We start from the raw sequence: 22,180 nt of genomic DNA on the forward strand, positions 1-22,180 counted from the left end.
GCGACGGGACCGGATCTCCCGATGTGGACCACCGGTAGACCCGATCCCGTGATAGGCGGCACCTATCAGGCGGCGTCCGGGCGAGAGGCCATGCTGGTCGCCCAGGGCCGGCTCACGTGTACCAGGTCGGCGCCGGGATCTGGCCGAGGAGCGCATAGCGCCCGACCTCGGCCCGCTTGTGCGCCACCGGGTCGTGCAGCGAGTGGGTGCGAATGTTGCGCCACGCGATGTCCAGGCCGACCTTGTTGGAGGTCGCCCGGGCGCCGGTGAGGTCGTACACCTTGGTGCCGACCTCGAGGCCGACGTCGATCGCGACCTGCTTTGCCGCGGCGATCACGACCGCCGCCTCGCCGCGCTCCTGCTCGGTGACCTCGTCGGCATGGGAGTTGATGGCCTCGATCAACCCGGCTGCCCGCTCGGCCAGCGCCTGGGCCGCCCACAGCTTCGAGGTCAGGTCGCCGTACGTCTCCTGGATGTAGAACTCCTCGCTCGCCGTCTCCTTGACGTCGCCGGCATAGGGCCAGGCGCGAGTGGTGTCGCGGGTGTAGGTCGCGGCGGTCGCCAGGGCGCCCTCCGCGATCCCGAGGTAGAAGTTGGTGAAGATGAGCTGGATGATCGGCACGTTGAGGGTGTTGTAGACCCGCGGGACGAACTCGTACGTCCCGTCCTGCTGCTTCACGTAGCCGGCTGCGGACTCCCAGGGGACCCGGACGCCGTTGATCTCGACGCCGCCGGACTCGGTGAGCCGCTGGCCGAGGTTGTCCCAGTCGCCGGCGAAGACGATTGCCTCCTGCTGTGTCGGGACGATCGCGAAGACGTGCTTCCCCTCGCTTCGCTCGGTTACTCCCTCGATGACGCCTTCGAGCACGGTCAGGTCGGAGATCCTGCCGCCGGTCGAGAACGACTTGCGGCCGGTGAAGACGAGCTCGTCGCCCTCGACCTCGATCACCAGATCGTCGTCGCGCGGGTTCACCGCGCCACCGAAGAAGAAGTTGTTCTCGGTGTAGAGCTCCTCGACGGCGGCGATCTGCTCCGGGGTGCCGACCAGCCGCGCCGCCCAGGCCCACAGGTAGTGATAGCCGAGCAGCTGCCCGATCGAGCCGTCGCCCGCCGCGACCGCGCGGACCACGCGCAGCGCGGTCGTCCAGTCCTGGCCGGCGCCACCGTGCTCGGCGGGGCCGAGCAGGGTGACCAGGCCGCTCTCCTTGAGCAGGTTCACCTCGTACGTCGGGACCTGGTTGGCCCGGTCGCGGGCGACCGCGTCTGCGGAGAGCCTGGTGGCCACCTCGCGGGCACGGTCGACCCAGCCCTCCGAGGTCGTGGGTGCCGCGCCGAACTCCGCGGCGTTGCGTACAGCTTCGGTTGTCATCGCGCCCTCTCAGTCTTGCGTCTTGAACGTTTCCGTCTTTAGTCGATCAAGTTACCGGAGAATAAACATGGTGAGGCGGGCTGGACGCTCGCGATCACCGATCACCCGCTCGGGATGACCGATCACCGACTGACGAGAGGACAGCGTGAGGATCGAGCAGCTGGAGTACGTCGCGGCCGTGACACAGCACGGCTCGCTGCGCCGCGCGAGTGAGCAGCTCCACATCTCGCAGCCCGCGCTCAGCGAGGCGATCACGAAGCTCGAGCGGGAGCTCGGCGTGACCCTTCTGGACCGCCGGCGGTCGGGCGCGAAGATCAGCCGCGAGGGCCAGGAGCTGCTCCACTCGATGTCCGATGTGCTGGAGGCTGTCGACCGCCTCCGCCTGGCTGCGGGCGACCGGAGCGCGGGGATCAGCTCGGTGCGGGTCGGGACTGTCCATGCCGGCACCTCGACGGTGCTGCTACCGGCGTTGCGGAGATTCGGCGACGAGCACCCACGGACGAGCGTCGAGGTGCGCACCATGGTTCAGGAGGACATCTACCTCGCCCTGACCGAGGGCACCATCGACGTCGGCCTGGTCAACCTGCTCGACGGCGACGACCTACCGCCGACGGTCGACGGCACCGCGCTTCTCCACGGTCGTCCGATCGTGGCGCTGCCCGCGGCCCACCGACTCACCTCTCGTGACGAGGTCACCGTCGAGGAGCTCCGCGAGGAACCGTTCGTCGGCATGCGCTCGGGCTACCTGATGCATCGCTTCGCCCACCGCGTCTTCGGCCGCGACCTCCCCCACCACTGGCACGCCACCGATGGCGCCGAGATGGGCAAGATGATGGTCGGCGAGGGCCTCGGACTCACCCTTCTCCCCGACTACAGCGTCGTCGGGGACCCGCGCGAGACCGGCGGGCACATCACCGTACGTCCTCTTGCCGGAGATCGCTCCCGAGTGACGATGGTCGCGGTGCAACGGCACAACGCACGCACGACCGCGGGCACGCGCAGTCTCCTCGGCCTGCTGGCCGAGACCGCTGCCCGCGCTCAGCCCTCGGCCGGCTCGTAGCTCTGCACGAACTCCGTGAGCCGGGCGAGCTGGTCGGGGTCGGTGGTCGGGATGACGCCGTGGCCGAGGTTGAAGACGTGACCCTTGGCCGTACGCCCCGTCTCGATGATCTTCCCGGCCTGCTCGAGCATCACCTCGGTGGGCGCGAAGACGAGGGCGGGGTCGAGGTTGCCCTGGACACCGAAGCCGTCGCCGAGCTGTCCGATCGCCCAGTCCAGCGGCGTACGCCAGTCGACACCGACGACCTCGGCACCGGCCGAGCCCATCAGGGGCAGCAGCATGGCGGAGTTGACGCCGAAGTGGATCCGCGGGACGCCGAGCTCACCGACGCGGGCCAGCACATCCTTGGAGTAGGGCAGCACGTGGCGCTCGTAGTCGGCGGGCGTGCAGGCGCCGGCCCAGGAGTCGAAGAGCTGCACCGCGGAGGCACCCGCGCGGACCTGGACCTCCAGGAACGCACCGGAGATGCCGGCGATCTTGCGCATCAGGGCGTCCCACACGTCGGGGGCACCGAACATCATCGCCTTGGTCTTGGCGTACTCCTTCGAGGGGCCACCCTCGACCAGGTAGGAGGCGACGGTGAACGGGGCACCGGCGAAGCCGATCAGCGGGGTGCCGCCGTTGATGCCGGCCAGCTCGCCGGTGAGGTTCTGGACGGCCTCGGTGATGTAGGTGACGTGCTCCGGCGTCAGGTCCGGGATCGCCGCCACGTCGGCCAGGGTGCGCACCGGGTTGGCGATGACCGGGCCGACACCGGGCTTGATGTCGAGGTCGACCCCGACCGCCTTCAGCGGCAGCACGATGTCGGAGAAGAAGATGGCCGCGTCGACCCCGTAGCGACGTACGGGCTGGAGGGTGATCTCGGTGATCAGCTCGGCGTTCTGGCAGGACTCGAGCATGCCGATGCCCTCGCGCACCTTCAGGTACTCAGGCAGCGAACGGCCGGCCTGGCGCATGAACCACACCGGCGTACGGCTCGGCTTCTGCCCTGCCAGCGCCTGCAGGAACGGGGAGGATGCGAGCGCGTCGGAGGTGCTGATCTCAACCACACGGCAATGGTCCCACCCGGTGCGGCGTGTACGCACATCGCGAATCGTGGAGAAGACATACGCTGTTCACATGGTCGTCCGTGGAGAGTCGCGTCCCACCGCGGGGCCGGAGAGCGGCCCGGCCGCGTTCCGGTCCGCCGCGGAGGGCATGCGCGCCGCGACCTTCCGGCCCGAGCTGCTGGTCGAGGAGATGCCGGCGCCGCAGCGGATCGCTCCGCACGCCGCGGCGTTGTCGGCCGACGTGACCGTCGACGACGTGGATGTGGCGACCGGACGTCTGATCCTGCTGCACGACCCAGACGGCAACGACGCCTGGGGCACGGTGCGCGGGCTGCCCGGAATGTTCCGGCTGGTGGCGTACGTACGGGCCGACATCGACGTCGAGCACATCAGCGATCCGCTGCTGGGCGACGTCGGCTGGTCCTGGCTTGTCGACGCCCTGTCCGGTCATGGCGCCGAGCACGTCGCCGCCGCAGGCACCGTCACCCGGGTCGCCACCGAGTCCTACGGCGGGATGGCCGAGGAGGACGGCACCGCCCAGATCGAGATCCGCGCCTCCTGGACGCCGGTGGCGTCGGACTCGGGTGACCTGGACCTGGGCCCGCACACCGAGGCATGGGGCGAGCTGCTCTGCACGGCCGCGGGTCTTCCTCCTGTGCCGGAGGGTGTCACCGTCATTCCGAGCCGGCGCGGGCAGCGAGGCGCGTGATCGAGCACCAGCGAGTGACCCACCGCGCCAGCATGCCGCCGCGTCCGTATCCTTGCGCTTGCGCAACGGAGGTGGAGGAGTGACCGAGGACAACGCCGCGGCAGAGACGGACCCGGACGACGCGACGGAGTCCGTGGAGGATTCCGCAGAGGAGCCCGTGGAGGAGTCCCCTCCGGCGCCGTTGCTGACCCTGCGCGACGGGCTGCCTCCGGTCACCGACACCGATGAGGGCCTGGCCAAGGCCGCCGCGGCCATCGCCGCCGGCTCCGGGCCGGTCGGGATCGACGCCGAGCGCGCCTCGGGCTATCGCTACTCCAACCGCGCCTACCTGATCCAGCTGCGCCGCGAAGGCTCCGGGATCTGGTTGATCGACCCGATCGGGTTGACCACCATGCAGCCGCTGATCGACGCACTCGAGGGCACCGAGTGGATCCTGCACGCCGCCACCCAGGACCTCCCCTGCCTCAGCGACCTCGGCCTGCATCCCTCGGCCCTGTTCGACACCGAGCTCGCGGGACGCCTGCTGGGCTATCCGCGCGTCGGCCTCGGCACTCTGGTCGAGACGGTGCTCGGCTTCACCATGCTCAAGGAGCACTCCGCGGCCGACTGGTCGACCCGGCCGCTGCCGGAAGCCTGGCTGGAGTACGCCGCGCTCGACGTCGAAGTCCTCGTCGAGCTGCGTGACGCGCTGGCCGCCGAGCTCGTCTCGCAGGGCAAGGAGACCTGGGCACGCCAGGAGTTCGACTGGCTGCGCGGCTTCGAGGCGCCGGTGCGCACCGATGCCTGGCGGCGCACCTCGGGCATGCACCGGGTCCGCGGCCGCCGCGGCCTCGCCGCGGTGCGCGAGCTGTGGACCGAGCGCGACCGGATCGCGCAGCAGCGCGACGTCACCCCGAGCCGGATCATCCCCGACGCCGCGATCGTGATCGCCGCGCAGGATGTCCCGCAGGACAAGGCCGCGCTGCTCGGGTTGAAGGGTTTCCACGGCCGAGGCGCGGAGCGCTATGTGACCTCCTGGGTCAAAGCGCTCAACCGCGCCGTCTCGATGGACGAGGACGAGCTCCCGGTGCGTTCGCCGCGGACCGAGGGCCCTCCCCCGCCGCGCGCGTGGGCCGACAAGGACCCGGTCGCCGCGCGTCGGCTCACGCTCGCGCGTGAGTCCGTCAACGCCCTCGCCGAGGCCCGCCACCTTCCCGCCGAGAATCTGCTCACCCCCGACTTCCTCCGCCGTGCCATGTGGACGCCGCCGAAGACCCGCGATCCCGGCGCCCTGCTCGACGGCATCATCGAGATCCTCTCCGGCTTCGGCGCCCGTGGCTGGCAGATCGCCCTCACCGCCCCGCTCCTCACCGACGCCGTGCTCCACGCCGAGACGAACTGAGTGAGGTCGAGCGGCGAGCTTGCTCGTCCGCTCGCGCCGAGCGAGGGAGTGACCGCGCGAAGCGTCAGGCCCGTCGGCCGAAGCGTCAGGCACGTCGGCCGAGTTGGCATCGACGTGACGCGTCGGCCGACCTAACCGACGCCTCGGCCGACGTACTTGACGCCTCGGCCGACGTAGGTGACGCCTCGGCAGCTAAGAGCTCGGGGAGATGGAGGGCGACGGCGAGGTCGAAGGCGTCGGCTGGGGGAAGACGGTCTTGGAGAGCTCGTCGATCTGGGCTGCGAACTCCTCGATCTGCTCGGGCTCGGTGGCCGTGAACGATCCTCGGACAGGGGCGGCGACGATCTTCTGCAGCTGAGCGAGCTGGGTGGCCTCGGGCAGGACCTGCATGTCACGCACGGTGTCGGTGAAGATGCGGGCGTTCTTGGGGTTGCGCTCGGGCTGGGTGAAGACCGGGGCGTAGCCGACCTCGGAGTTCACCGGCACGAAGTGGCCGGTGCGGACCATCCTGACGACCGACTCGGTCGAGATCAGGTAGGTGAGGAAGTCGGCGGTGGCATCCGGGTCGGCGGCCTCTGCGCCCATGCACAGTCCGGCGTAGTCACCGGTGGTGCCGTTGCCACCCGGCATCGGCATGACATCCCACTCCATCCCTTCGGTCGCCCGAAGCTCCGAGACCAGGGATCGGTCGCCGGCCAGCGCGACCAGGCGGCCCTGCTTGAACGCCTGGAACGGGGTGCGCCCGCCGAGATCCTTCGGGCTGGCCAGCACGTTGGGCTCGTTGAGCGCCGCGACCAGCTCCTCGTAAGCACCGGCCGAGTCCCCCATCGCGGTGGTCGTCGGGGCCAGCGGGTCGTCGAAGAGGGTCGCTCCCGCGCCGGCGAGCCAAGGCATCATCGAGGAGAGGTTCTGCTCGACGTAGGTGCCCCGGACACCCTTGTTGTGCTCGGCGGCGTAGGCCATCGCCGAGCTGAACTGCTCGAGGGTCCAGCCACGAAGGGTGCCATCGGCCCGGAGGCTGGGGGTGGGCAGCCCCTCTTCCTTCATGGTCTCGAAGTCGATCAGCCCGGTGTTGACGTAGACGACCTGCGGTGAGACGGAGTAGGGCATGCACTCGAGGCGGCGATCGACGGAGAAGTCCTCCATCGCCTCACGGGAGTACTTGTCGCCGAAGTCGACGTTGCGGGCCTCGAGCAGGGTGTCCACCGGCTGGATCAGCTTGTCCTCGGCGAACTTCTCGACATCGGCACGCGGGGTCAGCACGACGTCGACCTTCTCGCCGCTGTTGAGCGCCGCGGTGAGCTGGTCCTCGGTCGGCCACGACTTCACCTCGACGGTGACGTTGGGGACTTCCTGGGTGTACTCGGCCGCCAGCTGCTTGTAGGTGTCGACCAGCGCCTTGTGGCCGGAGACCCCGAAGACGAGCTTCACCTTCGCCGGGGCCTTCGTCGTAGGGCTCGGCGAGGGCTTCGCTGCGGGCTCACCACCGCAGGCCGCGAGGGAGGCCGAGAGAACCGTCACCATAAGCGCCGTTGCCAGCCGCGTGCGCCGCACCATTTCCTCCATCTGAACACCAGGACCGGGTCTGTGATGGAACCACAGGGCCCGGTTTACCAGCGATTCACTTTACGATACGTACCTGGACAGATCCTGAGAAGCAGAGCCTGAGAACGGCCTCAGCCGAGGTGCTCGCGTGCGGCCTTGATCACATCGTCGAAGATCGCCTTGGACAGCACATCGCCTTCACGGCGTACGTCGGCGGGGTCCATCCGGATCAGCCGGTCCAGGCGGACCTCGGAGGGCCTGCCCTGGCGGTCCCAGCCGCCGGTGCCCACATCCATCCAGTGCCGACCGTGCCGCGCCTCCTGCGCCTCGTCACGGTCGTGGTCCTTGCTGGTCAGCATCAGGCAGAGAAGTACGCCGGCCCGCTGCCCGATCACCAGAACCGGCCGGTCCTTGCCTTTGGTCTCGTCGTCCTCGTACGGCACCCAGCCCCAGACGACCTCGCCCGGGTCGGCATTGCCGTCACCGATCTCGGGTTCGTAGGAGATGACGCCCTCGCGCGGGGACGGCTGCGTGTCGGTCACTTCGGCTCCTCGGTAGATGGCTGGCGTCGTGGCCGCCCAGCCGAGGCGCACCGCAAAAGATGATGAACACGCCGGACCGGGAGCGCCTCACGGCGCAAGGCCGCTCGAAGCGGCTGAAGTTGGGACCCGGGGCTGCCGCAGCCCGACGTGTTCAAGCACCAGTGTAACGGTGCTTCCAACCCAGCCGCATCAAAGTGAACAGGAGGCTACCGCACACGCCTCGGCAAGCCTCTAGGCCAACCGGTGCTCGAGCTCCGCGTGGCCCGCAGCCTCGAGCTGCTCGGAGAGCTGCAGCACGCTGCGTACGTTCGTGGCGGCTGCATCCGGGTCCAGCGCCGCCCGACCGGCGGCGATGACGCGGGCGAACGCGGCAGCACGGAGGAGCACCACCGCGAAGTCGCTGCCGGCGATACCGCGCAGGACCTCGTCGACCATCGTCTTGAGCTCCTGCGGCCCCGGAGGTTCGGCGACGCCGGCCACGACCTGCGCTACCTGAGCCTTGGTCCGTCCGGCCTCGAACTCGCGGGCTGCGCCGACCGGATCGGCGTACACCCAGCTGCGGAGCAGGTAGAGCCGCCACAGGCACCCGGCCAGCGACTCCGCCGGCGAGCTCGACCAGACCTCCGCGATCGTCTCGATGCCCTCCGACTCGGCCAGATGGAGGATCCGCTCGACGACAGCCGGGTCGTCGCTCTCCCGCGCACCGCGCACGAGGGCGGTCGCCGCAGCGTCGGCCGCCTCCTGCACCAGGGCAGGGTCGTCTCCCCCGAGGATGGAGTCGAAGAAGCCGTCCCCGGGACGCATCGGCGAATGAAACTCTCTGGGCATCAGATCGAGCGTACCGGCCGCAGCACGCATGTAACACGTCGTTCGTAGGACTACTCGCCCTATGGGAACGACCGGAAAGTCCTACGAACAGCGTGTTACACACTGAGTTACACCGGCCAAGCGCTACCCCAGCAGCTTGCGGATCCGCGCGTCAGAGACCTTCTCCGCGGTGCCGAGCTGCTGGGCCCAGAGCTGGACGCGGTACTCCTCGAGCATCCACCGCACCTGCCGCAGCCTCGGTCCCGGCGGCCGGCCCTCGGGCAGAGCCGCGACCTGGTGCAGATAGGCGTCCTGGAGGGAGGCGATCCGGTCGTGGGTCGTGCGGTCGGTGCGGAGGTCGGCATCGAGCTTGCGGCGGCGCTCGACGATGGCCTTCAGATAGGTCGGATACCGCCTGATCTGCTGCGCACCCGCCTCCGCGACGAAGCCGCGGTGCACCAGGCGGGCAAGCTGGTCCTTCATGTCGGTCAGGGCGGGGAGCTGGAACATGTCGGCCCGTCCGGAGAGCGCCTTGTCGGTCTCGCGATACGCCTCGAGCGCCCGCATCACGTCGGCGAGGACCGCGCGGGCGGCCGCGGCCAGGTCGGCCCGCGTCCCAGCGGCGGCCAGCAGCGCGTCGTACGCCTGCGGGGTCCGGGGCAGCGGACGGGCATCGACGATCTGGCGGACGACGGCAGCCCGACAGTCCTCGACGAGCTCGGCGGCGCTCGGGTAGGGAGAGCCTGCCAGCGCGAGCTTCTCCATGGTCGAGAGGCTGTCGACGACCTGCTTGCCGACATCTGGGAGGGCGAGCAGAAGCAGGCGTACGACCCCCAGGCGATGGCGCGCCTCGGCCTCCTCCGCCGTCCCGGCGACCATGAGGCCGACCGTCGTGCCCTCGTCGACCAGGCACGGGAAGACGGTGACCTCGTGGCCGGCACGCTTCTCGGTGACCGTGGTCTCGATCGTCCCGAAGACCCACGTCGTCTCGCCGGTGCGGGTGTGACCGGCCGATGCGGCGACCTCGGCGATCGCGGCCTCGAACTCGCCCTCGAGCGGGGCCTTGAGCGCGTCGAGGTCCTTGCCCTTGGCCGTCTCGCGACCGTCCTCGCCGACGACCCGGTAGGTCGGGCGCAGGTGCTCGGGCACCTTGGCCCAGTCCCAGGCCTCTCGGGGGATGTGCACGCCCGCGGTCGAGCGCGCCCAGCGCTCCAGCGCGGTCAGCAGCGGCTCCTCCCCCGGTGGGGTCTCCTTCAGGAAGGCACGCGCCTTGTCCGGGGCAGGCACGAAGCTGACCCGGAGCTGCTTGGGGAGCGACCGGATCAGTGCGGTCACCAGCTCCTCGCGCAACCCGGGCACCAGCCAGGAGAAGTCCTCGGCGCCGACGCGGTTGAGCGTGGCGACGGGTACGTCGATGGTCAGCCCGTCGTCGGCCGTGCCCGGCTCGAAGTGGTAGCTCAGCGGGAACGTGAGCGGGCCACCTCCCGGGTTCTGCAGAGCCCACTCGGCCGGGAAGTCGCTCTCGCGCACCTCCCCGGCAGCCTCGTTGGTGAGCATCGACAGCTCGAAGGTGAGCAGGTCCGGCGTCTCCCGCCGCGCCTGCTTCCACCACTGGTCGAAGTGCGCCCCCGAGACGATGGAGGCCGGAAGCCGGCGGTCGTAGAAGTCGAAGAGCGTGTGCTCGTCGACCACGATGTCGCGGCGCCGGGCACGGTGCTCGAGCTCCTCGGCCTCCTCGACGAGCTTCGCGTTGTCACGGAGGAAGCGGTGATTCGTACGCCACTCCCCGTAGACCAGGGCATGCCTGATGAACAGCTCCCGGCTCAGCTCGGGATCGACCTTGCCGAAGGCGACGGGACGGTCGGCGACCAGCGGCACGCCGTAGAGGGTCACCTTCTCCCGCGCCATCACCGAGGCGCGCTTCTGGGACCAGTGCGGCTCGGAGTAGGTGCGTTTGACCAGGTCTTTACCGAGCTGCTCGGCCCACTCCGGCTTGATCGCGGCGTTCTGCCGGGCCCAGAGGCGGGAGGTCTCGACGAGCTCGGCGGACATCACGAACTGGGGGTTCTTCCGGTGCAGGGCCGACCCGGGGAAGATCGCGAACTTCGCCCCGCGGGCGCCCTCGTACTCCCGTGGCCCCGGCCGCCGCTTCTCCCGTGCTCGCGCGGCCTCGGCCTTCTTGTCCCGTTCCTCCAGCGCACCGATGTGCGAGAGCAGCCCGGAGAGCAGCGCCTGGTGGATCCCGTCGGCGTCGTACGCAGCGGAGCGCTCCCCGTCGGCGGACTCGGCGGCCTCGACCGTCTCGACACGCTCGACACGCTCGACCACCGGAGCCTTGCCGAGGTCGATCTTCATCTCCCGGCACACCTGACGCAGCTGCGACTCCAGGTCCTGCCACTCCCGGACGCGTACGTAGTGCAGGAACTCCCGCTTGCACAGCCGCCGGAACGCGCTCGAGGAGAGCTCGTGCTGCTGCTCCTTCAGATACCGCCACAGGTTGAGCCAGGTGAGGAAGTCGGAGGTCTCGTCCTTGAACCGCGCGTGCAGCTGGTCGGCCTGGGCCTGCTCCTTGGGGTGATCCTGCCCGGGCCGCTCGCGCGGGTCCTGGAGCGAGAGGGCGGACGCGACCACGATGACGTCGCGTACGCAGCCGAGCCGCTCGCCCTCGAGCACCATCCGCGCCAGCCGCGGGTCGATCGGCAGCCTGGCCAGCCGCCGGCCCAGCTTCGTCAGCCGTTCCCCGTGCATCGCGCCGAGCTCCTCGAGAAGCTGTACGCCGGCGGTGATGTTGCGCCGGTCCGGCGCCTCCACGAAGGGGAACCGGGCGATGTCCCCCAGCCCGAGGGAGGCCATCTGCAAGATGACGGAGGCCAGGTTCGTACGCAGGATCTCCGGGTCGGTGAACTCCGGCCGTCCCTCGAAGTCCTCCTTGGAGTAGAGCCGGATCGCGATGCCCGCCTGGACCCGCCCCGTACGTCCAGAGCGCTGGTTGGCCGAGGCCTGGGAGATCGGCTCGATGGGCAGCCGCTGCACCTTGGTGCGTGCGGAGTAGCGGGAGACGCGGGCGACACCGGTGTCGACGACGTACTTGATCCCGGGGACCGTCAGCGAGGTCTCGGCGACGTTGGTCGCCAGCACGATCCGGCGGCCGGTGTGGGACGAGAAGACGCGGTGCTGATCGGCGGCCGACAGCCGGGAGAACAGCGGGACGATCTCGACCAGCCCCGCGCCGGAGCGCCCCTTGTTCAGCCCGAGCGCGTCCGAGAGCGCGTCGGCGGCATCGCGGATCTCCCGCTCGCCCGGCAGGAAGACGAGCACGTCGCCGGGTCCCTCGGCGGAGAGCTCCTTGACCGCGTCGACGATCGCCTCGGTCTGGTCGCGGACGACGACCTCGCCCTCCTCGTCTTCCTCGGAGAACTCCATCAGCGGTCGGTAGCGGACCTCGACAGGGTAGGTGCGGCCGGAGACCTCGATGATCGGCGCCGGCTCGCCCGAAGCTTCGGCGAAGTGGGCGGCGAACCGCTCCGGGTCGATCGTCGCGGAGGTGATGATCAGCTTCAGGTCGGGTCGCCGCGGCAGCAGCCGGCGCAGATAGCCCAGCAGGAAGTCGATGTTCAGCGATCGCTCGTGGGCCTCGTCGATGATGATCGTGTCGTAGCGACGCAGGTCGCGGTCGCGCTGCAGCTCGGCGAGCAGGATGCCGTCGGTCATCAGCTTGATCCGAGAGGCCGCCGACGACTTGTCCATGAACCGCACCTGGTAGCCCACGAGATCCCCGAGCTCGGTGCCGAGCTCCGAGGCGATCCGCTCCGCCACCGATCGTGCCGCGATCCGGCGCGGCTGGGTGTGCCCGATCAGTCCGGCAGATCCGCGCCCGAGCTCCAGGCAGATCTTGGGCAGCTGCGTCGTCTTTCCCGACCCGGTCTCGCCGGCGACGATCACGACCTGGTGGTCACGGATGGCCGCGGCGATGTCCTCGCGGCGCTGGGTGACCGGGAGCTCGGCTGGGTAGGTGATCGCGACGGAGGGGGCGGCGGTCTGGTCGGCATCGGACATGAGGTCACCCATTCTCCCCCGGCGTACCCCTCGACCGCACATCGGTTTCTCCTGTGCCGCAGGCCGGGTTCCGTGACTCATGGTGGCGGAGGAGGCTGGGTACTCCCGTTCACGAAGGAGTTGGCCTCCATGACCGAGACCCCCACCGACCAGATCTTCCCCGACACCCCCGCCCGACCCCCGTTCGATCCGGAGCTCGTGCCGGTCCTCGAGGCGGCACGGCAGGACGTGTCGACCTTCTCTGCCGAGAACCTCGCGCTGATACGTCAGCTCAGCGCCGAGGGCCTGCCCGGCGTGGAGCCGGTGGACCTGACCGTGGGTGGTGCGATCAGGGTCGAGGAGCGTCAGGTCCCCGGCCCCGAGGGCGCACCCGACGTCACCGTGCTGATCCTGAGCCCAGCCGTCGACGGGCCGCCGCGGCCGGCGATCTACCACGCCCACGGCGGCGGAATGGTGATCGGCAACCGCCGGCTCGGCGTGGAGACCTTCCTCCCGTACGTCGCCGACGGCCACGCCGTCGTCGTGTCGGTGGAGTACCGCCTCGCCCCGGAGCATCCCGACCCCGCACCCGTGGAGGACTGCTACGCCGGCCTGGTCTGGACCGCCAAGAACGCGGCTGATCTCGGCGTCGACCCCGAGCGCATCATGATCGCGGGGACGAGCGCCGGTGGTGGTCTCGCCGCCGGCACGGCGCTGCTCGCCCGTGACCGGGCCTTCCCGAGGCTGAGCCATCAGATCCTCATCTGCCCGATGCTCGACGACCGGTTCGAGACCCACAGCAGCCGGATGCTCGACGACGAGGGTCTCTGGGATCGCAACGCCAACCTCTTCGGCTGGACGGCCCTGCTCGGCGACCGTCGCGGCGGTCCCGACGTCTCCCCGTACGCAGCACCCGCACGCGCTGAGGACCTCACCGGTCTTCCCCGCACCTACCTCGACACCGGCTCCGCGGAGACGTTCCGCGACGAGACACTGACCTACGCCCGGCGGCTCTCGGAGGCCGGCGTGAGCGTCGACCTCCACATGTGGGGTGGCGGCTTCCACGGGTTCGACATGATGGCCGGGAACGCTGCCGTCTCCCGTGCCTCGCTCGCGACCCGTGACGAGTTCTTCCGGCGGGCGCTCGAAGGCTGATCCGCGGCCGTGTCGCCTCCGCGCTAGGCGAGTCTTGGTCCGGCCACCTAGATTATGTCCCCATGACCGGGGAGCCGAGCGAGATCGATGTCCAGGATGCGCTGCGTGTGCTCCGCGGAGAGGACGAGGCCCTGAACGAGCGGTCGGTACAGACCGTTGTCGACCTCCATCGATTGCGCGACGCGCTGACCCGTTTCGGCGAAGAGGAGCCCTCCGGCGACACCAGACCGGCGCGGGACAGGCTCCGATTCTGAGCCGAAATCGGCCAATGGGTGGGACGCCGAGTTACGTAGGGGATTTCAAGAGGGTTACCGTTGCTGATCGTGACCGAATCTCTAACAGTGCGTGACAACCGCACCGGGGTGGAGTACGACATCCCGATCACCGACGGCACCATCCGCGCCGCCGACCTGGGGAAGATCAAGGCCGCTGACCCGGCCACCGACGAAGAAGGTTCTGGCCTGGCCGTCTATGACCCCGGCTTCGTCAACACCGCTTCTTGCCGATCTTCCGTCACCTTCATCGACGGTGACAAGGGCGTGCTCGAGTATCGGGGCTATCCCATCGAGCAGCTCGCGGAGAAGTCGAGCTTCCTAGAGGTCTCCTATCTCCTGGTCCACGGCGCGCTGCCGACCAAGGAGGAGTACGACGCGTGGGTGCACGAGATCACCTTCCACACGTTCGTGCACGAGAACATCAAGGAGTTCATGCAGGGCTTCCGCTATGACGCCCACCCGATGGGCATGCTCATGGCGTCGGTCGGTGCGATGTCGACGTTCTACCCGGACGCCGCCAACATCTCCGACCCCGACAACCGTCGCCTGCAGATCATCCGGTTGATCGCCAAGATGCCGACGCTGGGCGCCTGGGCCTTCCGGCACGCCCAGGGCAAGCCGTACGTCTACCCCGACAACGACCTGTCCTACACCGGCAACTTCCTCTCGATGCTCTTCAAGATGAGCGAGAGCAAGTACGCCTCGGACGACCGCATCGAGAAGGCGCTCGACACGCTCTTCATCCTGCACGCCGACCACGAGCAGAACGCCTCCGCCAACGCGGTCCGCAGCGTGGGCTCGACCCAGGTCGACCCCTACTCCTCGGTCGCTGCCGGCGTCGGCGCGCTCTTCGGCCCGCTCCACGGTGGCGCCAACGAGGCCGTGCTCCGGATGCTGCGCCGCATCGGCAAGGTGGAGAACATCCCCGCCTTCATCGAGGGTGTCAAGGCCGGCAACGAGCGGCTGATGGGCTTCGGCCACCGGGTCTACAAGAACTACGACCCGCGCGCGACGATCATCAAGCAGCAGGCGCTCAACGTCTTCGAGGTCACCGGCACCAACCCGCTGCTCAACATCGCGATGGAGCTGGAGAAGATCGCGCTCGAGGACGAGTACTTCGTCAAGCGCAAGCTCTACCCCAACGTCGACTTCTACTCCGGCCTGATCTACGAGGCCCTTGAGTTCCCGCCCGAGATGTTCACCGTGCTGTTCGCCATCGGGCGTACGCCGGGCTGGCTCTCCCAGTGGCTGGAGCTCGTCCAGGACAAGGAGCAGAAGATCGCCCGTCCGAAGCAGATCTACACCGGCGAGCGCGGTCTCACCTTCGTCCCGCGCGATGTTCGTTGGGCGTGAGCGCTTAGCCAGGCTCGAGTCGGCGCAAACGGACCGGAGCGAAGCGAGGACCGTATTGCGCCGACTCGAGACGAGCAGCGCGGGAGCAATATGCAGGTAGATGCAGTCGTCTGGGACTTCGGCAACGTCCTCATCCGCTGGGACCCGCTTCCAGCGATCGCGGCCGGGGTCGGTGACGCCGACGCCCGCGCATTCCTCGGGTCCTACGACTTCGGGTCGTGGAACTACGCCCAGGACGCCGGCCGCACCTGGGCCCAGGCGCTCACCGTGCTCGAGACGGAGGCGCCCGAGTGGCTCGCGGCCGGGGCGGCGTACGTCGACAACTTCCCGCTCGCGCTCCTCGGCCCGGTCCCCGGGACCCATGAGCTGGTCCGCGAGCTCGCCGCCGCCGGCGTCCCACAGGTCGGCCTGACCAACTGGTCGGCCGAGCTCTATCCGCATGCTCCCGCGACGTACGACGTGATCGAGCTGTTCCGCGACGTCGTCGTCTCCGGGCAGGAGAGGCTGGCCAAGCCCGACCCGGCGATCTACCGGCTCGTCGCCGAGCGCGCCGGGATCCCGCTGGAGCGGCTGGCCTTCATCGACGACAGTGTCGCCAACGTGGCCGCCGCCGCGGCGGCGGGCATGCAGGCGTTCCAGTTCACCGGGGCCGAGCAGCTCCGCCGGGACCTGGTCTCGCTCGGCCTCCCGCTCTAGAAGCCTGTCCTAGACGGTCTGCTCGGGCGCGCGCTCGAGGCGGCGTACGCCTGCGAATGACATCGACAGCAGGGCGCTCCCGGAGATCACCGCGGCGACCACGAGGAGCCAGGTGTCGAAGCCCACCACTACGGCGACCGGTCCGACGAGCGCCAGACCGAGTGGACGGGCGACGAACGAGCCCACGATGTCGAACGAGTAGACCCGGGAGAGCTTCTCCTCGGGGATCTCCTGCTGGATCGCGATCTGCCAGAAGATGTCGAAGACCTGCAGGCCGAACCCGTGCAGGAACGCCCCGAGAAGGATCGGCCAGAGCGTGTCCGAGACGGCCATCGCGACCGGAAAGAGGCCGGTCATCGCAAGGAAGATCACTCCCACGGAGAGCAGCCGGCGCGGCCGGAACCTCAGGCAGAACAGACCGCCGACGATGAAGCCGGCCATCAGCGCGGCCAGCGCGAAGCCCCACGACGCCCGGCCGATCCCCTCCCCCACGACGATCGGACCGAGCACGCTGTGCGCACCCGACCAGAACAGGTGGTAGAGCAGGGCCTGCAGGATCAGGAACCACAGCCACGAGTGCCGCATCACCTCGCGGAAGCCCTCGGCGAGGTCGCTGAGCATCGACGCCTTGTGGGCCGGGCGTTCATGGGGCACGCGCATACCGCCGTAGGCGACGGCCGCGACGACGAAGGTCAGCGCGTCGACCGCGATCGCCCAGCCGGAACCGACCACCGCGACGAGCACACCACCAAGGGCGTAGCCGACAGTCGCGGCGGTGGTCTGGAGCAGCGACCGGAGCGAGACGGCAGCACCGAGCTCGTCGGCCGGTACGACGACCTTGGTCATCGCCATCGCCGAGGGCTGGTTGAGCGCGGCGACGACACCGGCGAGGCCTCCCATCACCGCGATCGAGGGGATCGTGGCGACGCCGAGGATCACCGTCGCCGCCAGCGATCCGATCACGACGGCGCTGATCGCCGCGGTGCCCTCCATCATCACCTTGCGCGAGACCCGGTCACCGAGCACACCACCGACCAGCGTGGTCACCACCTGGCAGGTCGCGAAGATGGCCTCCACGATGCCCAGCTGGGTGACGGTCCCGCCGAGGTCGAGCACCGCGAACGCGAGCGCGATCGGGGTTACCGCGTTGCCCAGCGACGAGGACGCCGTGCCGGTCACGAGCCGGCGGAAGTTGCGATGCCTCAGCGGCGAGCGACGCTTGGTCGCTGGTTCGGTCGTGGCGGTCATGCTCCAAGGTACTTCGCTGACGAACTATTCGCCAGCGAATTATCAGGTGGCGAAGGGTAGGCTCGGGCCATGTCCGAGACGCAACCCGCAGAGACCGTCGCCGATGACCTCGCCGATGACGGGGCCGACCGCCACGTGGCCCGCTGGCGCGACCACTGGCTCGACATCGACTTCGACGACGAGGTCGAGGCGATCACGGTGCGGATCGGGACCATCGCGAAGTTCTTCAACGACGCTCGAGCAGCCGCGGCGAGCGAGGTCGGGCTCGCCGACTTCGAGTACAAGACGCTCCACATGCTGATGATCAGAGACACCCCCGGCCACGCCTCGCCCACCGCCCTCGCGAAGGACCTCGACATCAGTCCGGCCGGGATGACGGGACGACTCGACAGCATGGAGAAGGCCGGATGGCTGCGGCGTACGGCGTCGGTCGAGGATCGCCGCAAGATCAGCGTCGAGGCGACCAAGGCCGGCATCGAGATCTGGCGCCGGGCGATGGACCTGCGCGGTGAGGCCGAGACCAGGCTGCTGGAGGCCTTGAGCCCGAAGCGGCGTACGGACCTGGCGGATCTGCTCAAGCAGGTGACCCTGCGGATCGAGGACCACTAGTCGGATCCCTGAGAGGAGTCGTTCTTCTCTTCGGCACCGCATAGCCCCGTCTCAGCCGGCTCACAGGGACGCTGGTCAGACTCGATCACATGACCGACATCCCTTCTCAGCAGCCGAGTGGGACCCCGCCTCAGTGGACTCCCCCGGCTCCCGCCGGAACCGCCCAGCCGTCCGCCCAGTCGTCCGCCCAGTCGTCTCCCCAGCCTCCCGCCGGCCCGTACGCACCCCCGCCGGCCCAGACCGCGACCATGCCGTCCGTGCCCGGCTCGCCCGGCACACCGTGGACGCCCGGCCCACCCGTCAAGAAGCGCGGGGCCGGCCGAGCCGGTCTCGTCGCCGCGGTCCTCGCCGGGGCGCTGGTCGCCGGTGGCACTGCCGGCGTCGGCGGTGCGGCGATCTACGACGCCCTCGCCGGTGACGGCATCGGCGGCGGGGCGAACACCCCGGCCACCTCGCAGGTCGTCGACGCGAAGATCCCCGAGGGCAGCATCGAGAAGGTCTCGGCCAAGGTGCTCCCCTCCGTGGTGAAGATCGAGGTCACCTCCCAGCAGGGCTCCGGCTCCGGCTCCGGGGTCGTCATCTCCTCCGACGGCACGATCCTGACCAACAACCACGTGGTCGAGCTGGCCGCCGACGGCGGCACCGTGACGGTCGACTTCAACGACGGTACGTCGGCCTCCGCCGAGGTCCTCGGCACCGACCCGCTCACCGACACCGCCGTGATCAAGGCCGAGGGCGTCTCCGGCTTGACGCCGATCACGATCGGCAAGTCCGACAACCTCACCGTCGGACAGAGCGTCGTGGCGATCGGCTCCCCCTTCGGTCTCGACTCCACGGTGACCACCGGCATCGTGAGCGCGCTCGACCGTCCAGTCAACGTCGGCGTCGACCAGAGCGGGGCGGCGACCGTCTACCCCGCGGTGCAGACCGACGCGGCGATCAACCCGGGCAACTCCGGTGGGGCGCTCGTCGACCTCAACGGAAACCTCGTCGGCATCAACGCCTCGATCCGCTCCACCTCGGGTGGAGGCGGCCAGGACGCGGGCTCGATCGGTATCGGGTTCGCCATCCCGATCGACGAGATCCGTCCGATCGTCGAGCAGCTCGAGAAGGGCGAGCAGGCCACCCACGCTCAGTTCGGCATCTCGGTCTCTGACGCCCCCGCGGCTCAGAGCGGCCAGACCTCGGTCACCGGGGCGCAGGTCCAGGAGGTCGGCGAGGGCAGCACCGCCGAGAAGGCGGGCCTCGAGAAGGGCGACGTCATCACGAAGGTCGACGACCACATCATCACCGGGTCGGACTCGCTCGTGGCGACCGTCCGCTCCTACCGCCCGGACGACGAGGTCGAGGTGACCTGGGTCCGCAACGGCGAGGAGCAGACCGCGAAGGTCACGCTGGACTCCGACGCATCTTCCGGGACCTCCTGATCTCCCCGTAAGACGCTGGGGTCCGCAGGGCCTCAGCGTCGCGGGGTGCCAACGATCGAGCGCCTCGTGCCCGTCTCTGACCGGGCGCGAGGCGCACGGGCTCGTTTTCGGCTCGGGCTCGTTTCGGCTCGGTCAGCTCGGCTCGGCTATCTGCTTCTGGATGCTGCACAGCCACTCGATCGGCTCGAAGCCCATGGCCTCGTTGACCGAGATCATGTGGCCGTTGACCTCGGCGTTGTACGTCGTCAGGGTCGGCACCTCGGGCCGCTCGGACTGGAGCAGCCTGAGGTTGGCGACCTTCACCGCCAGCCCGAGCCGGTGGCCCCGGTGAGCCTCCTCGACCAGGGTGCCCCACTGATAGCTGTTGCCGTCCAGGCTGGAGTAGCCGATCACGGTGTAGGCCACCACCTGACCCTGCGGGTCCAGCGCCACCGTGTGGTAGAGGGTCCGCTTCTGGGCAGCGACCAGCTCCTCCATCTCGCGCACCTTCGCCACATCGGGTTCTGGCGCCTCGATGTCCAGGTCCCCGGTCGGCGCTTCGGTCTCCAGGCTGGCGTCGAGCACCGCCCAGCTCTCGACGATGTCGTCGGGCACCCGGCCGACCCAGGACCGCAGCGTGTAGGAACCGTGCCGTTCGGCGGCCTGCGCCGCCAGCCGGTCGAGGATGTCGCCCGGCACCGGGAGCCGCAGCAGGCGGCGTACCTCGACCAGCGCGGCCGCATAGCCCCGGGCGAGCCCGAACTCCCGTCCCGGCGAGCCCTCACCGCTCGACCCGAGCGACCAGGGCCACCAGAGCTCCCCCGTCAGCGACGTACGCCCCTGGGCCCGCGCCGCCGCCTCGACATGGTCGAGCAGGCTGGTGCCGTGGCCCTGTCGACGGTGAACCGGCAGCACCGCCACCACGATCGTCGCCCGGTGGAGGTTGTCCAGCAGCGGCATGGCCATCCAGGCGGCGGCGACCGCCTCGCCACCGACCCGGCCGACGTACGCCCTCCGGTCGGTCTTCTCGGTCTGCTGCTGCAGCTCGACGCGCTGCTCCTCACGCGCCCACAGGTCTGCGTCCGGGCCGCGTACGTCGAGCCACGACGCGGTCATCACGTCGTACCACGCATCGAAGACGTCGTCGTCGAACGGGTCGACCCGCTCGATCACCAGCTCACTCATCGGGACCTCTCCACTCTCGTCTCGTCCCAGACCGGCTCCGGGGACTCGTAGACGTCTCCGTTCGCGCCGTAGACCAGGAACCGGTCGAAGCCACGGGCGAACCAGCGGTCGTGGGTGACCGCGATGACCGTGCCGTCGAACGACTCCAGCCCGGCCTCCAGAGCCTCGGCCGACTGGACGTCCAGGTTGTCGGTCGGCTCGTCGAGCAGCAGCAGGGTGGCGCCGCTCAGCTCGAGCAGGAGGATCTGGAAACGCGCCTGCTGCCCGCCGGAGAGCGAGTCGAAGGTCTGCTCGGAGGCGTGGGCGAGCTCGTAGCGGTCCAGGACCCGCGAGGCCGCCTCGCGACCCATCCCCGAACGCCCGCGCCCGTCGGGCGTGACCTCCCCGCGATGGAGGATGTCGAGCAACGTACGCCCCACCAGCTCCGGATGGGCATGGGTCTGCACGAACCAGCCCGGCCGCACACGGGCGCCGAGCTTCGCCTTGCCACGGTGGCGGACCGGCTCGATGGGGGTGTCCTCGACCGGGCGGTGCTCCACGTCCGGGTCTGTGCCGCCGCGGGCGAGCAGCCGCAGGAAGTGGGACTTGCCCGAGCCGTTGGAGCCCAGCACAGCGACCCGCTCGCCGTACCAGACCTCCAGGTCGAAAGGCCTCATCAGTCCGCTGAGCTCGAGCGCCTCGCAGACCACCGCCCGCTTGCCGGTGCGGCCGCCGCGCAGCCGCATCTCCACCGCCTGCTCACGTGGCTGCTCGACGGGCGGGCCGGCCTCCTCGAACTTCCGGAGCCGGGTCTGGGCCGCCCGGTACTGGCTGGACATCCCGTCGTTGTACTCCGACTTGACCTTCAGCCGCAGGACCAGGGCCTTGATCTTGGCGTGCTCCTCGTCCCAGCGTCGGCGCAGCTCCTCGAACCGCAGGAACCGGTCCTTGCGTGCCTCGTGGTAGGACGCGAACCCACCAGGGTGCGTCCACGTGCTGTTGCCGGCGCCGGACGCGCCGAGCTCGACCGTGACCACCCTGGTCGCGGTGTTGTCCAGGAGCTCACGGTCGTGACTGACGTAGAGGATCGTCTTCGGGGACTCCCGGATGCGCTGCTCCAGCCAGATCTTGCCGGGCACGTCGAGGAAGTTGTCCGGCTCGTCGAGGAGCAGCACCTCGTCGGGGCCGCGCAGCAGAAACTCGAGCACCAGCCTCTTCTGCTCGCCGCCCGAGAGGGTGTCCAGGGAGCGGTAGCGGGCGCGGTCGTAGGGGACGCCGAGCCCGGCCATGGTGCAGACGTCCCAGACGACCTCGAGGTCGTAGCCGCCGGCGTCGGCGTACTCGGCCAGCGCCGTCGCGTACCGCATCTGCAGCCGTTCCTCCTCCGAGGACATCAGCTCCAGCTCGCACGCCTCCACGGCCGCCGCCGCCTCGCGCACCCGCACGGGCGCCACGGAGAGCAGCAGCTCACCGACGGTCGAGGAGTCCTTGCCCACCATCTGCCGCATCACGCCGAGTCCGCCCGACCGCACCACGGATCCGGCCGTCGGGGTCAGCTCCCCGGTGACGATCCGCAGCAGCGTGGTCTTTCCGGCGCCGTTGGCACCGACCAACGCCACCTTCGCGCCCTCTCCCACCCGGAAGGAGACGTCATCGAGAAGCACTCGCCCATCGGGCAGCTGGAACCGCACTCCAGCAACATCCACATGTCCCACAGCCGTCCAGTCTGGCATCCGTGTCGAATGGTTATTCCGGCCCGGTTGGGTAGAACGGTCCC

The 22,180-nt window shown here is 69.5% G+C and carries 18 protein-coding genes; 9 read left to right on the top strand and 9 right to left on the bottom strand.

The window, feature by feature from the left end:
* Positions 1–112: 112 nt before the first annotated feature.
* Positions 113–1,369 (bottom strand): acyl-CoA dehydrogenase family protein, encoded by a 1,257-nt coding sequence (locus BJ988_RS19825; protein WP_179659652.1) that lies wholly within the window; start codon positions 1,367–1,369, stop codon positions 113–115.
* A gap of 145 nt (positions 1,370–1,514) precedes the next feature.
* Here BJ988_RS19825 and BJ988_RS19830 point away from each other — a divergent pair, with 145 nt between their 5' ends.
* Entirely contained in the window at positions 1,515–2,429 is a 915-nt protein-coding gene (locus BJ988_RS19830) for a LysR substrate-binding domain-containing protein (RefSeq protein ID WP_179659653.1), read from the top strand.
* Here BJ988_RS19830 and hemE read toward each other — a convergent pair.
* The gene (gene hemE / locus BJ988_RS19835) at positions 2,408–3,478 is read right to left on the bottom strand and encodes a uroporphyrinogen decarboxylase (RefSeq protein ID WP_343051699.1); all 1,071 of its coding nucleotides are present in this window, start codon (positions 3,476–3,478) and stop codon (positions 2,408–2,410) included. The two genes, BJ988_RS19830 and hemE, sit on opposite strands and share 22 nt — an antisense overlap.
* Positions 3,479–3,548: 70 nt before the next feature.
* Here hemE and BJ988_RS19840 point away from each other — a divergent pair, with 70 nt between their 5' ends.
* Together BJ988_RS19840 and BJ988_RS19845 are read left to right on the top strand one after the other, a co-directional pair.
* The gene (locus tag BJ988_RS19840; RefSeq protein WP_179659654.1) at positions 3,549–4,187 is read left to right on the top strand and encodes a DUF3000 domain-containing protein; all 639 of its coding nucleotides are present in this window, start codon (positions 3,549–3,551) and stop codon (positions 4,185–4,187) included.
* A gap of 79 nt (positions 4,188–4,266) precedes the next feature.
* Positions 4,267–5,568 (top strand): HRDC domain-containing protein, encoded by a 1,302-nt coding sequence (locus tag BJ988_RS19845; RefSeq protein WP_343051700.1) that lies wholly within the window; start codon positions 4,267–4,269, stop codon positions 5,566–5,568.
* Positions 5,569–5,760: 192 nt separating this feature from the next.
* Here the strand turns inward: BJ988_RS19845 and BJ988_RS19850 are convergent, their stop codons facing one another.
* The 4 genes from BJ988_RS19850 to hrpA form a co-directional block, all read right to left on the bottom strand.
* Positions 5,761–7,089, bottom strand: a complete 1,329-nt coding sequence (locus tag BJ988_RS19850; protein ID WP_179659655.1) for an extracellular solute-binding protein — start codon at positions 7,087–7,089, stop codon at positions 5,761–5,763.
* A 155-nt stretch (positions 7,090–7,244) separates the two neighbouring features.
* Entirely contained in the window at positions 7,245–7,655 is a 411-nt protein-coding gene (locus BJ988_RS19855) for a type II toxin-antitoxin system PemK/MazF family toxin (protein ID WP_179659656.1), read from the bottom strand.
* Between the two features lie 231 nt (positions 7,656–7,886).
* Positions 7,887–8,483 (bottom strand): hypothetical protein, encoded by a 597-nt coding sequence (locus BJ988_RS19860; RefSeq protein ID WP_246321531.1) that lies wholly within the window; start codon positions 8,481–8,483, stop codon positions 7,887–7,889.
* A gap of 123 nt (positions 8,484–8,606) precedes the next feature.
* Positions 8,607–12,518: an ATP-dependent RNA helicase HrpA gene (hrpA, locus tag BJ988_RS19865; RefSeq protein WP_246321532.1), complete on the bottom strand. Its 3,912-nt coding sequence runs from the start codon at positions 12,516–12,518 to the stop codon at positions 8,607–8,609.
* A 129-nt stretch (positions 12,519–12,647) separates the two neighbouring features.
* Here hrpA and BJ988_RS19870 point away from each other — a divergent pair, with 129 nt between their 5' ends.
* The 4 genes from BJ988_RS19870 to BJ988_RS19885 all read left to right on the top strand — a co-directional run bounded on the left by BJ988_RS19870 (position 12,648) and on the right by BJ988_RS19885 (position 15,976).
* Complete coding sequence (locus BJ988_RS19870) at positions 12,648–13,652, top strand: alpha/beta hydrolase (protein WP_179659658.1); 1,005 nt, start codon at positions 12,648–12,650, stop codon at positions 13,650–13,652.
* Positions 13,653–13,714: 62 nt separating this feature from the next.
* Positions 13,715–13,906 carry a hypothetical protein gene (locus BJ988_RS19875; protein ID WP_179659659.1) on the top strand — a complete coding sequence of 64 codons (192 nt, stop codon included), beginning with the start codon at positions 13,715–13,717 and terminating at the stop codon, positions 13,904–13,906.
* Positions 13,907–13,975: 69 nt separating this feature from the next.
* The gene (locus tag BJ988_RS19880; RefSeq protein ID WP_179659660.1) at positions 13,976–15,280 is read left to right on the top strand and encodes a citrate synthase; all 1,305 of its coding nucleotides are present in this window, start codon (positions 13,976–13,978) and stop codon (positions 15,278–15,280) included.
* 90 nt (positions 15,281–15,370) lie between these two features.
* A complete protein-coding gene (locus BJ988_RS19885) occupies positions 15,371–15,976 on the top strand; it encodes an HAD-IA family hydrolase (RefSeq protein ID WP_179659661.1) in 606 nt (201 codons plus the stop codon).
* Positions 15,977–15,985: 9 nt separating this feature from the next.
* Here BJ988_RS19885 and BJ988_RS19890 read toward each other — a convergent pair whose 3' ends face one another.
* Positions 15,986–17,224: an MFS transporter gene (locus BJ988_RS19890; protein ID WP_179659662.1), complete on the bottom strand. Its 1,239-nt coding sequence runs from the start codon at positions 17,222–17,224 to the stop codon at positions 15,986–15,988.
* Positions 17,225–17,293: 69 nt separating this feature from the next.
* Here BJ988_RS19890 and BJ988_RS19895 point away from each other — a divergent pair, with 69 nt between their 5' ends.
* Together BJ988_RS19895 and BJ988_RS19900 are read left to right on the top strand one after the other, a co-directional pair.
* Complete coding sequence (locus BJ988_RS19895) at positions 17,294–17,833, top strand: MarR family winged helix-turn-helix transcriptional regulator (RefSeq protein ID WP_179659663.1); 540 nt, start codon at positions 17,294–17,296, stop codon at positions 17,831–17,833.
* Between the two features lie 89 nt (positions 17,834–17,922).
* Positions 17,923–19,260 carry a S1C family serine protease gene (locus BJ988_RS19900; RefSeq protein WP_246321533.1) on the top strand — a complete coding sequence of 446 codons (1,338 nt, stop codon included), beginning with the start codon at positions 17,923–17,925 and terminating at the stop codon, positions 19,258–19,260.
* A 132-nt stretch (positions 19,261–19,392) separates the two neighbouring features.
* Here BJ988_RS19900 and BJ988_RS19905 read toward each other — a convergent pair whose 3' ends face one another.
* Both BJ988_RS19905 and BJ988_RS19910 read right to left on the bottom strand, forming a co-directional pair.
* Positions 19,393–20,424 carry a GNAT family N-acetyltransferase gene (locus BJ988_RS19905; protein WP_179659664.1) on the bottom strand — a complete coding sequence of 344 codons (1,032 nt, stop codon included), beginning with the start codon at positions 20,422–20,424 and terminating at the stop codon, positions 19,393–19,395.
* Positions 20,421–22,118: an ATP-binding cassette domain-containing protein gene (locus BJ988_RS19910; protein ID WP_179659665.1), complete on the bottom strand. Its 1,698-nt coding sequence runs from the start codon at positions 22,116–22,118 to the stop codon at positions 20,421–20,423. Before BJ988_RS19910 ends, BJ988_RS19905 begins: the two co-directional genes overlap by 4 nt.
* Positions 22,119–22,180: the final 62 nt, after the last annotated feature.

Source organism: Nocardioides panzhihuensis, from assembly GCF_013408335.1.
GTDB classification, from domain to species: Bacteria; Actinomycetota; Actinomycetes; order Propionibacteriales; family Nocardioidaceae; genus Nocardioides; species Nocardioides panzhihuensis.

Coding starts and splice junctions, on each gene's coding strand:
- BJ988_RS19825 (WP_179659652.1), bottom strand. CDS start 1,369: ATGACAACCGAAGCTGTACGCAACGCCGCGGAGTTCGGCGCGGCACCC.
- BJ988_RS19840 (WP_179659654.1), top strand. CDS start 3,549: ATGGTCGTCCGTGGAGAGTCGCGTCCCACCGCGGGGCCGGAGAGCGGC.
- BJ988_RS19860 (WP_246321531.1), bottom strand. CDS start 8,483: ATGCCCAGAGAGTTTCATTCGCCGATGCGTCCCGGGGACGGCTTCTTC.
- hrpA (WP_246321532.1), bottom strand. CDS start 12,518: ATGTCCGATGCCGACCAGACCGCCGCCCCCTCCGTCGCGATCACCTAC.
- BJ988_RS19870 (WP_179659658.1), top strand. CDS start 12,648: ATGACCGAGACCCCCACCGACCAGATCTTCCCCGACACCCCCGCCCGA.
- BJ988_RS19875 (WP_179659659.1), top strand. CDS start 13,715: ATGACCGGGGAGCCGAGCGAGATCGATGTCCAGGATGCGCTGCGTGTG.
- BJ988_RS19885 (WP_179659661.1), top strand. CDS start 15,371: ATGCAGGTAGATGCAGTCGTCTGGGACTTCGGCAACGTCCTCATCCGC.
- BJ988_RS19890 (WP_179659662.1), bottom strand. CDS start 17,224: ATGACCGCCACGACCGAACCAGCGACCAAGCGTCGCTCGCCGCTGAGG.
- BJ988_RS19895 (WP_179659663.1), top strand. CDS start 17,294: ATGTCCGAGACGCAACCCGCAGAGACCGTCGCCGATGACCTCGCCGAT.
- BJ988_RS19900 (WP_246321533.1), top strand. CDS start 17,923: ATGACCGACATCCCTTCTCAGCAGCCGAGTGGGACCCCGCCTCAGTGG.
- BJ988_RS19905 (WP_179659664.1), bottom strand. CDS start 20,424: ATGAGTGAGCTGGTGATCGAGCGGGTCGACCCGTTCGACGACGACGTC.